The organism is Maritimimonas sp. 2210JD6-3, assembly GCF_056591795.1.
On the sequence record NZ_JBWQOJ010000006.1, the window covers coordinates 17,161 to 29,347 of the forward strand.

The window sequence follows — 12,187 nt, forward strand, 5'->3', positions numbered from 1 at the left end:
ATAAAGGCTTCTATCTATGAATATTAACGAAAACGTTTTAGTTGTTTTTATATTTAAAAACAACTAGTCCCAAAGGAGGAATAGTAATCTCTGCTGAAAATTTTCTGTGGTGCCAAGCTATATTTTGAGTTTCAACTATTTTATTCTTGTAGTCACCAGTACCAGCATATTTTTTGAGATCACTATTAAAAATTTCTTTTAAATCACCTTTTTTGGGTAACCCAATTCTATATTTTTCTTTTGGGTCAGGCGTCATATTGCAAACTACAATTATAATTTCATTATTTTTTTTACCTTTTCTTATGTACGCTATAATAGAGTTTTCAGAATCATCATAACTTATCCATTCAAATCCATGGTTAGAAAATTGTTTTTCAAAAAGAGCAGCTTCTTTCTGGTAAAAATTATTTAGATCTTTTATAAAAGTTTGCAGACTTTTATGAACCTTGTATTTTAACAAATGCCAATCTAAACTTCGTTGAAAATTCCATTCTTCACTTTGACCAAATTCTGCTCCTTGAAATAATAATTTAGTGCCTGGATGTGTAAACATATACCCATAGAGCAAACGAAGATTTGCAAAACGTTGCCATTCATCTCCAGAAATTTTACCTAACATTGAACCCTTTCCGTGTACTACTTCATCATGAGATAAAGGCAGCATAAAATTCTCTGTAAAGGCGTAGGTTAAACTAAATGTCAATTCATTTTGATGAAATTTTCTGTGAATAGGATCTTTTGAAAAATATTGCAGCGTATCATGCATCCATCCCATCATCCATTTCATACCAAAGCCTAATCCGCCAATTGAAGTTGGTTTAGAAACCATTGGAAAAGAGGTAGATTCTTCCGCAATCGTTTGAACATCTGGAAAATTACCATATACTGCTATGTTTAGCTCTTTCATAAAGTCTATAGCTTCCAAATTTTCACGACCTCCATATTTATTAGGCTCCCATTCACCTTCTTCGCGAGAATAATCTAAAAATAACATCGATGCTACGGCATCTACGCGTAAACCATCGGCATGATAAACATCTAACCAAAAAAGAGCATTACTTATTAAAAATGATTTTACTTCGTTTCGACCATAATTAAAAATTAAGCTTTTCCAATCTGGATGAAACCCTTTTTTTCTGTCAGGATGCTCATATAAATGCGTGCCATCAAAAAAACCGAGCCCATGGTCGTCTTCAGGAAAATGAGATGGAACCCAGTCTAGAATTATTCCAATGTTATTTTGGTGTAATTTATCAATTAAAAATTTGAATTCATCAGGAAAACCAAATCGTGACGTTGGCGCAAAATACCCTGTAATTTGATATCCCCATGATGGGTCATAAGGATATTCCATAATAGGCATTAGTTCTACATGGGTAAAGTTCATGTCTTTCACATAATTCACCAACACATCAGCCAATTCTACATATGATAAAAAACGACCTTCTTCAACATGTCTTTTCCAAGAGCCTAAATGTACTTCATAAACAGATATAGGAGCTTCTAAATTATTTATGCGATGTCTTTTTTGCATCCAGTCATCATCTTTCCATGTATATGAGTCTTTCCATACAACTGAAGCTGTTTTTGGTGGATGTTCTGATCGTTTAGCAAAAGGGTCTGCTTTTTCGGTAGCTACATTATTAAGATTACTATAGATCTTATATTTATAATTATCACCTTTTTTTACTCCAGGAATAAAACCTTCCCAAATACCACTTTCATCCCATCGAACATGTAATTTATGCTCTCCTTCAGACCAATAATTAAAGTCACCTATCACATATACTAATTTTGCTGCGGGAGCCCAAACGGCAAAATAGGTACCCTCAATACCATTAACAGTAAGCACATGAGAACCCATTTTCTCATATAACTTATAATGTTTGCCTAATTTAAATAGATTAATATCAAAATCAGTAAATAAGCTGTAAGGCGTAACTTTTGGCATATTAAATAATAGTTCCTTTAGGTATAACGGCTCCTTTCTTTATTACTACAATGCCTTCTTTTATAGAGTAAGTGTCAGTCTCTTTGTCTTCTAAATGTTTTCCGCCATTTATTCGAACATCGTCACCTATACGACAATTTTTATCTATGATTGCATTTTTAATAAAACAACGCTCACCAATACCCATAAAAATATCTACTTTATTTTCTTCAACATCTTTTAGTGATTCATAGTAATCTGAACCCATCATATAGGTGTTTATTATAGTAGATTCTGCACCGATTCTTGATCTAATCCCGATTACAGACTTTTGTATCGTTGCTGCATTAATTAAACAACCTTCAGCTATTACTGTTTTATCTAAAGAAGTTCCCGAAATTTTAGTAGTTGGAAGCATTCTTGCACGCGTATAAATACGTTTAGATTTATCATACAAGTCAAATTTTGGAATAGCATCTGTCAAACCAATATTAGCTTCAAAAAATGAATCGATGTTTCCAATATCTGTCCAATACCCTTCATATTGATAACTTAACGTTTTGTGTTTATTGATAGATTGAGGAATAATCTCTTTTCCAAAGTCCATTGTATTCGGATCATCCATTAGCTTTATTAATAGATCTCTATTAAAAATATAAATACCCATAGAAGCCAAATAATTTCTACCTTCTTTTTTCATTTCGTCACTAACTTCTGAAGTCCAATCAGGAAGTAATGAAGCATCGGGCTTTTCAATAAAAGAAGTTATAACGTTCTTTTCATCTGCTTTTAAGATTCCAAAAGAAGTAGCATCTTTTGAATTAACAGGGATAGTAGCGATAGATATTTTGGCTTTACTTTTTATATGTTCTTGTAGCATGAGCTTATAATTCATTTGGTACAACTGATCTCCTGATAAAATCAATGCATATTCAAAATCATGATTTAGAAAATGATGCAGACTTTGTCTAACAGCATCGGCAGTACCTTGAAACCATTTATCACTCGCCATAGTCTGTTCAGCAGCCAGCACATCTACAAAAGCCGAACTAAAAAAACTAAAGTGATACGTATTTTTAATATGTCTGTTTAATGAAGCAGAATTAAACTGCGTTAAGACATACATTCTTTTAATATCAGCATTTATACAATTAGATATAGGTATATCTACTAATCTATATTTTCCTGCAATGGGTACTGCAGGTTTTGAACGATCTTTGGTTAAAGGATATAGTCTTGAACCTTGACCTCCTCCTAAAATAATGGCTAAAACGTTATTGCTTATCATAACTAACTGATTATAGATTTGTATAAATTAATATAGGCTTGAGCAGAAGTATCCCAAGAATGATTAATACGCATGATTAATGTACGATTTTTTTTAAACTTGGTTTGATTCTCGTAAAAAATTGTTGCTCTTTTAATTTCATTTAAAACTGCATTAACGGAAATTTTATGATGTAAAAAACCAAATCCATCATCGTCGATATCAACTACTGTATCTTTCAAACCTCCAATAGCATGTACAATGGGAATGGTGCCATATCGTAAGGCATACATTTGATTAAGTCCACAAGGTTCTACTCGAGAAGGCATTAATAGATAATCGGCTCCTGCGTAGATATAGTGAGATAGTTGCTCATCATAGCCAATATGTGCGCTGAATTTACCTTTATATTTTTTAGTTAACTCTTTTAATTTGTTTTCAACTGCATTATTACCTGAACCTAATAATAAAATAGAAATATCGTGTTCGTTTAGTGCTTTTTCAAAAATTTCTGGGAAAAGATCGGCACCTTTTTCGAAAACTAACCTTCCTATAAATGCAAAAAGTGGTTTTTTAACATCTAAATTATAGGTATTACAAAGCCATTTTTTAGAAGCTTTTTTACCAGATTGAACAGTGGTTCGTTTATAATTTTTCAGTAAAAAAGGATCTGTTTCGGGGTTCCAAACATCAGTATCGATACCGTTAAGAATACCAGAGCATTTAGTACTTTCATGACTTAAAAGACTCTCTAATCCGTTTGCGCTTTGTTTTAACTCTTTCATATAACTAGGTGAAACAGTAGTAACTCGCCATGCACACTTTATGGCTGTTGCAAGTGGATTTATGCAATTGTTCCAATCTAATAAACCAATGTTGTTTTTGTCAAAAGCAGGAATTAGACCTACCTGTTCATGTGAAAACCATCCTTGGTATTGGGCATTATGAATAGTTAAAACAGACGGAATTTCTCTTAATATTTTGTATCTGTCGCTGTGCGACATCATAAAAGGAATAAGCCCAGTATGATGATCATGACAATGAATTATTGAAGGTGGTTCTTTTAATGTTAATACCCAATCTAATGCTGCAATTTGAAAAGCAAGAAATCGTTCTGTATCATCTTCTGAATATACATAATCGGTATCTAGATAACTAGGCACATCTACAAAGAAAATTTCATATCCTAAGTTATTCTTCTCAAGTTTTAAAATTTTAAAAGTGAGTTTGTTAGAACCAAGTAAAAGAGTTGAGCTATATACAGATTTACATTTGTTTTTTTTGGTAAAATTATTTTTATAAAAAGGCATCATTACCTGACTGCTGATGCCTAATTTATTTTGATAAATTGGTAACGCACCAACAACATCTGCTAAGCCACCGACTTTAGCGATAGGATAACATTCAGCACTGATATGAACTACTTTCATTAGTAAGTTTATAGTTCTATAAATTTACTAAATGTTTTTAATCAATACTTTAAATTACTATTGTTTTTAAGGAAACGATTTCGTAAAAATGCTAGTCATTTAGCTTCAATACGGCCATAAATGCTTGTTGTGGTATTTCAACATTACCTACTTGGCGCATACGTTTTTTACCTTTTTTCTGCTTCTCTAAGAGTTTACGTTTACGAGAGATATCACCACCATAACATTTAGCCGTTACATCTTTACGGAGTGCTTTTACGGTTTCTCTTGAAATAATCTTAGCACCAATTGCCGCCTGAATAGGAATATCAAATTGTTGACGTGGAATTAGTTCTTTTAGTTTCTCACACATGCGCTTGCCAATATTGTAAGCATTATCAGCATGTAATAAGGCAGAAAGCGCATCTACATTTTGGCCATTCAATAACACATCTACTTTTACTAATTTAGAAGCACGCATACCAATAGGAGAGTAGTCAAATGAGGCATATCCTTTAGAAACAGTTTTTAAACGATCATAGAAGTCAAAAACAATTTCAGCCAAAGGCATGTCAAAATTTAATTCTACACGTTCGGTTGTTAAATAGGTCTGATTGGTAATTTCACCTCGCTTTTCTATGCATAAACTCATTACTGGACCTACAAAATCTGATTTTGTAATAATAGATGCTTTGATATAAGGCTCTTCTACGCGATTTAATTTTGACGGATCTGGTAAATCACTTGGGTTATTCACCAAGATTTTCTCATCCGGTTCTTTATTGGTAAACGCATGATACGAAACATTCGGTACGGTAGTAATTACCGTCATATCAAACTCTCGTTCTAAACGTTCTTGAATGATTTCTAGGTGTAACATTCCTAAGAATCCACAGCGAAATCCAAATCCTAATGCCGCAGAACTTTCAGGTTGAAAAACTAAAGAGGCATCATTTAACTGTAACTTTTCCATAGAATTACGAAGTTCTTCATAATCTTCAGTATCAACAGGATAAATACCTGCGAATACCATGGGTTTTACATCTTCAAACCCATCAATTGCAGTGCCTGTTGGTTTTGCAGCATCTGTTATAGTATCTCCAGCTTTTACCTCGCTTGCTGCTTTAATACCAGTAATTAGATAACCAACATCTCCAGTTTTTATAACCTGTTTAGGCTGTTGTTTTAATTTTAAAGTACCAACTTCATCAGCAAAATATTCATTATCTGTTGCCATGAACTTAATACGTTGCCCTTTTTTTATTTCACCGTTCATAACTCTAAAATAGGTTTCAACACCACGATACGAGTTATAAACAGAATCAAAAATCAATGCTTGTAAAGGCTCATCTGGGTTTCCTTTAGGAGCTGGAACACGTTCAATAATTGCTTTTAAAATGTCTTGAACACCAAACCCTGTTTTTCCACTAGCAGGAATTACTTCCGAGGCATCGCAACCTAACAGATCGACAATATCATCGGTCACTTCTTCAGGATTTGCACTTGGCAAATCAACTTTGTTTAATACTGGAATAATCTCCAAATCATTCTCAAGTGCTAAATACAAGTTAGAAATAGTTTGCGCTTGAATACTTTGGGCAGCGTCAACAATTAAAAGAGCACCTTCACAGGCTGCAATAGATCGAGATACTTCATAACTAAAATCAACATGTCCAGGAGTATCAATAAGGTTTAAGGTATATTGCTCACCTTCGTATTCGTAATCCATCTGAATAGCATGAGATTTGATTGTAATACCACGCTCACGCTCCAAATCCATATCGTCTAATAACTGATCTTGCTTTTCGCGATCGGTAATCGTACCTGTATATTCCAATAATCTATCAGCCAAGGTGCTTTTTCCGTGGTCAATATGTGCAATAATGCAAAAATTACGAATGTTTTTCATGCCCTAAAATAAGTGCACAAAGATACTTAAATAAGTTATAAGATAATGCGTATTTTTATAGAACTAATATTATCATTACTATGAAATTTAGACGTATTAGAAAACGTAAAAAACCTAATAATAAACGCTCTCTTATTTTAATAGTTTTATTATTGATAGTAATTTATGTATGGTTACATGCAGAAGAAATACTAGCTAATTATTTTAATTGATGAAATTACTAATTACAGGCGCTACAGGGTTAGTTGGATCAGAAATTACGAAACACGCTTTAGCGAAAGGGTATATGGTACATTATTTAACGACGCGTAAAAATAAAATTGTTGCCCAAGAAAATTATAAAGGTTTTTATTGGAATCCTACTACAACTGAGATTAATGTTAATTGCCTTGAGGGTGTTACTAAAATCATCAATCTAGCTGGAGTCACCATCTCTGAACGATGGACAAGTGATTATAAGGAGGAAATTGTCTCGAGTAGGGTGAACTCTATTCAGACATTATATAAGGTACTCTCAGAGAATAAGCATACCGTTACTCAATTTTGTTCTGCATCGGCATTGGGTATTTACCCATCGTCAATAAGTTCAAGGTATGATGAAGATGAAACTAAAATTAGTGAAGGTTTTTTAGGGAAAGTGGTACAAACCTGGGAAAATGAAGCTGATACCTTAGGTGAATTAGGAATTGCCGTTACCAAAATACGTATTGGGATTGTTTTAGCAAAGAATGGAGGTGCGCTTAAAGAAATGGCCAAACCTATAAAACAGGGCATAGGTGCTGCTATTGGTAGTGGTAAGCAATGGCAATCTTGGATTCACGTAAAAGATTTAGCAACTATGTTTTTATTTGTTCTTGAAAAAAAACTGACAGGTATCTACAATGGTGTTGCTTCAAACCCAGTTACGAATCAAGAACTGACGAAGGCATTAGCTAAAAGTTTAGATAAGTCGATTTATCTGCCCAATGTTCCGAAATTTGCAATAAAGTTGGTACTCGGTGAAATGGCTGCAATTACCCTTGAAAGTCAGTATTTGTTAAATGATAAAATTAAAAATGCTGGGTTTGAGTTTGAATATAACGATGTTACTAAAGCATTAAACGATATCTATAATCGTGAATGACAAACCGAACATATGGCAACAACTTAAAACTGTTTTAGTGTTACCGTTTATGGTTGTGGTTATTATTCCAGCGGGTTTATATTTTTTAGTTAAAGGGCAATTATTTTCTCTAACTACTAAAACTCAGTTAAGCTTGGGTTATTTATTTTTAGTTATGGGTTTTTTTCTGTTTATACAATCGTTACGATTGTTTATAACAATAGGAAATGGCACCTTAGCACCTTGGCAACCAACTCAAAAACTAGTAGTTAAAAGTTTGTATCAGCATACTAGAAACCCAATGATATTAGGGGTGTTATTTATTATTTTCGCAGAAGCATTATTATTAAATTCATTAGCAATTTTAATCTGGGGGATGTTGTTTTTTCTTAGTAATACTCTTTATTTTATTAAAAAAGAAGAACCTGATTTAGAGAAGAGATTTGGAGAAGAATACATTCTTTATAAAAAAAATGTACCACGATGGTTTCCAAGATTTCCCCCTTGGAAATGCAAATAAGAAATGACGTCATCTCGAAATGAGTGAAACGATTGAGAGATCTAAAGTAAGATTTCTCAGTTTGTTCGAAATGACTATTTTTAGCTAGAAAGTGCTACCAACTTATGTACCGTTCTCCAATTGCGTGTGGAAGCTCGAACTTTTAATTTACTTTCAAAAAAATTATTACTCATTTTAGGATTGCCTGCACCATTGCCTGCATAATAATAGATCAGCCTATTATTAATTCTATATTCTTCAGGACTATAATCATAGGTTGCTAACACATGAATATGTTGCTGTTGCGGTTGTTCTTGTAAAAACACTACGTAGAACTTTTTAGGGTCTTTGGTAGCATCTTTCTCATAAGGATTATTCGAAATAACATATTGCATTTCTTTTGGAGTACGTATAATAACGGCAACATCAAATCCATAATCATCTGATAACATTTGATGAATAATTGTTTCTAATTTTTTTGAATCTTTTTTTTTAGACTTAAAAACAATATTCCCGCTTTGTATGTACGTCACAACATTTATAAAACCTAGTTTTTCAAAAGAGGCTTTTAATGCTATCATTTTAATCTTCTTCTGACCACTTACATTGATGCCTCGAAGTAAACAGATAAAAGTTTGCATTACTTTTTTCTATATTTTTCAAACCAAGCGAGTACATGATCTACTTTGGTGATGAGCTGACTAGGTTTTCTTGCAATACCGTGGTAAGCTCCAGGAATTTCTACCAAGGCTGTTTCTTTTTTTCTAATTTTTAAAGCACCATACAATTGTTTCGCTTCGGATAGCGGTGTACGTAAATCTGAAGTACCAACCATGACTAAAGTGGGTGTTTCAATATTTCCTACTAATGATAAAGGTGAAAATTTCCAGTAAGTTTCAAAATTTTCCCATGGTTGTCCAGGATAACGATAATCTGCATAATAAAAATAATTATCGGCTACCAAGGTTTTGCTAATCCAGTTCATTACGGGTTTTACAACTGCAGCGGCTTTAAAACGATTGTTTTTACCGATCATCCAAGCGGTCATAATACCACCAGCGCTTCCACCTGTTACATATAATTCGTTAGGATCAATAAATCCTTTGGCAATTATGGCATCGACACCATCCATAACATCGTTATAATCTTCACCTGGATACTTATGATATAAGAGGTTGCCGAATTTCTCTCCATAGCTGGTACTTCCACGTGGATTCGGATAAAAAACTACATAACCAGCGGCTGCATACAGTTGTATTTCTGGTGAAAATCGGTCACCATAATTAGCAATAGGACCGCCATGATTTTCAACAAGTAAAGGATATTTTTTTGAAGTGTCAAAATTGGGTGGATACACAATCCATCCTTGAATTTTATTAGCATCTACAGATGAATTATACCATATATCTTCTGTTTTTCCTAAGTTACGATATGCTAGTATATCTTTATTTAAATGTGAAATTACTTGTGGTTTTTGTCCTTTAGAAACGATTGCTATTTCTGCAGGATGATAGGGCGTAGTATAGGTATAGGCTATGGTGCCATTTTTTGAGATTGAATACGATCCACCACCATAAGGGCGGCCAATAGAAGTACCACCCAGATTATCGGCGATATTGGTTATTTTTCCCGAAAGGGTGGTGTATCCTATTTTAGTATTGCCTTTATCGTCATATTGAAAGTACAGCCCTTTACCATCATTACTCCAGTTTAAATTAGATTTTCCGCGGTCTAAATTAGTGTTAATCATTTGTTTATTAGATCCATCAACATTCATCAGATAAATTTTATTAACTTGATAGGTTTGTACTTTATCATCATAGCCTAAGTACGCAATCTGTTTTCCGTTGGGTGAAAATGCTAAGCCAAAATCAGGGCCATTTCTATCAGTTAATGATGTTATATTTCCCGAAGCTATGTCTAGGGCATAAATTTCAGAATTACGAGTTTCGTACTCCCAATTATCATTAAGATTACTGCTAAAGAATAAAACTTTAGCGTCATTTGACCATTGAGGAGTGCCAAAATTTTTATCTCCACTGGATATTTGTCTAGCGGTACCACCTTCGGCATCGACAATAAATAAATGTCTGAATGCGGGTTTGATATATCCAGAACCATCAGCTTCATATTTTAAACGTGTAGTTACTCTTGGATGAGCTGCCCATTTAGCACCTTTAGGCTTTTTAGGAGGTTTTACGAGAGAAGGTTGTTTACTATCTACTTTCATGGTAAATGCAATTTGCTTTCCGTCAGGGGACCATGATAACCCGCTAGGAGATTTTTCAAGTTGCGTCAATCGTGCTATCTTATTGGTATGAAGCCAATAGACAAAAATTTCAGACCCTTCTTTGGTATTGCTGGTAAACGCAATCTTATTTCCATCTGGAGACCATTGAGCATTCGATTCGTTAACATCATTATTGATTAATTTTGTATGGTTCGCTCCATTTGAATCCATCATCCATAAACGTGACGTACGACTATCATTCATAATATCAAAACCACTTCTTTGATACACTATTTTAGTTCCGTCAGGAGAAATTTGTGAATTTTGAACCCATTCTAACTCGAAAATATCTAAGTTTTTAAAAGAGGTTTTTTCTTGTGATTGAAGGGTCGTTACTATAAGAAAACAGCATAAAAATACTAAGCTCCGCATGGTATAAAATTTTGAAGCCTAAAGTTAAGAAAAGATAAACGCAAATAGTAATTAATCTTTAAAATACCAAAATGGAATTCTTGAAAAAGTCACTTCGGTAGTATCTTTTTCGCTGTATGAATCTCTTCTAAGTGATAATATATGCCTACCTTCAGATAAACTTTTAATATCTAAATAGGTTTCAAATCCAAATTGATTCGTTGCGCTTTCCCCTAAAAGAAAGTCTGACGAATATTTTACAGAATCTATATATATTTTGTACGTTTCATTAAATGTTTTAATATAGATTCTTTTTAAACTATCCTGCTTGCTAAACTTGATATTAGATTTTGAAAATTTGATTCTTGAGGATAGGCCGCGAAGGTCTTTTTCTGGTTTCAACCCTTTATTACGCTTATACATGCGATTTTCAATACTTTTTGAAAAAGGCATAAAAATTTTTAAATGATTATCTTTAATAACCTTCGAAGGAATGGCTGCCATTCTAATAAATTCATCTTTTTCTGTAAGCATATTTTCATAATTACTATTACTTACAAAATATTCATTAGATAAATCTGAACTCCTCGGTTTACTAAAATAGTTTGATTGCTTTTCTTCAATTGATGTAATAAATAGTAAAAGAATATAAAAAGGAACCAGTATTATACTAATGCGCTTACCAAATTTGTTGTCTAAGAAATTGTAAATTAACGGACGGTATAAAAAGGATAGCGTGATAAAACTAAACACCCAATAAAACGGAAAGTAAATTTTAGAAAGCCATTTCTTTTTCTTTAAAAATCCCTGTGTTATAAAATCAATAAACGTAAGTAACATCCCCAATACTATGAAAAGTATAATGGGTATGCCAAGTACTTTTTGTAACCAATCAGGTAATGCTTCATTGTTTATTATGAATTCAGTTGTTAAAGCTATCGATATTATAACAAGGGCAAAACCGAGTATATAAAATATTAACAGAAATGAAACGGCAAAAATGACACTACAGTAGTTTTCAAGAGAGGCAATATATTTATCAAAAGAACCAATTTTTTTCTTTAGATACTTTGTAAATTTAGAGCTATAATTGAGTGCTTCATAATCAATATCTCCAGAGATATAACGAAGCCCTAAAGCTCCTATCCATAAACCCCGTAAGATTACATGAAGTACTAAATTAAAAATTAATATGGCTGTCGAGACCCCTAAAAAGATAAATACTTGAGCTCGATACATAAGATTTTGACTTTGTGCCTCTTGAATAGCAAGTTTTATTGGCTCCCAGGCCTGAAAAAGTCCAAATATGGCAAAACCAGAAATAAGTAATTCTAATTGCCAACTCTCTTCCTGAAGTTTTTGTAATAGTTTTTTAAAGGCTGGGTTATTAAAGTCTTTACTCAAAATAGTTAGTTTAGGGTGTCTAAAAT

9 protein-coding genes are annotated in these 12,187 nt (G+C 33.1%); 2 read left to right on the forward strand and 7 right to left on the reverse strand.

What is annotated here, in order from left to right; translation table 11 throughout:
• Positions 1–37: 37 nt before the first annotated feature.
• The 4 genes from glgB to lepA form a co-directional block, all read right to left on the reverse strand.
• The gene (gene glgB, locus AC1EUY_RS04480) at positions 38–1,951 is read right to left on the reverse strand and encodes a 1,4-alpha-glucan branching protein GlgB (RefSeq protein ID WP_480194308.1); all 1,914 of its coding nucleotides are present in this window, start codon (positions 1,949–1,951) and stop codon (positions 38–40) included.
• 1 nt (position 1,952) lies between these two features.
• A complete protein-coding gene (locus AC1EUY_RS04485; RefSeq protein WP_480194309.1) occupies positions 1,953–3,218 on the reverse strand; it encodes a glucose-1-phosphate adenylyltransferase in 1,266 nt (421 codons plus the stop codon).
• 2 nt (positions 3,219–3,220) lie between these two features.
• A complete protein-coding gene (locus tag AC1EUY_RS04490; protein WP_480194310.1) occupies positions 3,221–4,627 on the reverse strand; it encodes a glycogen synthase in 1,407 nt (468 codons plus the stop codon).
• Between the two features lie 91 nt (positions 4,628–4,718).
• Positions 4,719–6,515: a translation elongation factor 4 gene (gene lepA, locus AC1EUY_RS04495; RefSeq protein ID WP_480194311.1), complete on the reverse strand. Its 1,797-nt coding sequence runs from the start codon at positions 6,513–6,515 to the stop codon at positions 4,719–4,721.
• Between the two features lie 211 nt (positions 6,516–6,726).
• Between lepA and AC1EUY_RS04500 the strand changes: the two genes are divergently transcribed.
• Together AC1EUY_RS04500 and AC1EUY_RS04505 are read left to right on the forward strand one after the other, a co-directional pair.
• Positions 6,727–7,638: a TIGR01777 family oxidoreductase gene (locus tag AC1EUY_RS04500; protein WP_480194312.1), complete on the forward strand. Its 912-nt coding sequence runs from the start codon at positions 6,727–6,729 to the stop codon at positions 7,636–7,638.
• Positions 7,631–8,137 carry a methyltransferase family protein gene (locus AC1EUY_RS04505; protein ID WP_480194313.1) on the forward strand — a complete coding sequence of 169 codons (507 nt, stop codon included), beginning with the start codon at positions 7,631–7,633 and terminating at the stop codon, positions 8,135–8,137. The genes AC1EUY_RS04500 and AC1EUY_RS04505 overlap by 8 nt, the downstream gene beginning before the upstream one ends.
• An 80-nt stretch (positions 8,138–8,217) precedes the next feature.
• Here AC1EUY_RS04505 and AC1EUY_RS04510 read toward each other — a convergent pair whose 3' ends face one another.
• Genes AC1EUY_RS04510 through AC1EUY_RS04520 form a run of 3 tightly spaced genes read right to left on the reverse strand, consistent with a single transcriptional unit; the run spans position 8,218 to position 12,161 of the window.
• Positions 8,218–8,757, reverse strand: a complete 540-nt coding sequence (locus AC1EUY_RS04510; RefSeq protein WP_480194314.1) for a DUF1697 domain-containing protein — start codon at positions 8,755–8,757, stop codon at positions 8,218–8,220.
• Entirely contained in the window at positions 8,757–10,778 is a 2,022-nt protein-coding gene (locus tag AC1EUY_RS04515; protein WP_480194315.1) for a prolyl oligopeptidase family serine peptidase, read from the reverse strand. Before AC1EUY_RS04515 ends, AC1EUY_RS04510 begins: the two co-directional genes overlap by 1 nt.
• Before the next feature lie 51 nt (positions 10,779–10,829).
• On the reverse strand, positions 10,830–12,161 hold the full coding sequence (locus AC1EUY_RS04520) for a hypothetical protein (protein WP_480194316.1): 1,332 nt from the start codon (positions 12,159–12,161) through the stop codon (positions 10,830–10,832).
• Positions 12,162–12,187 lie beyond the last annotated feature (26 nt).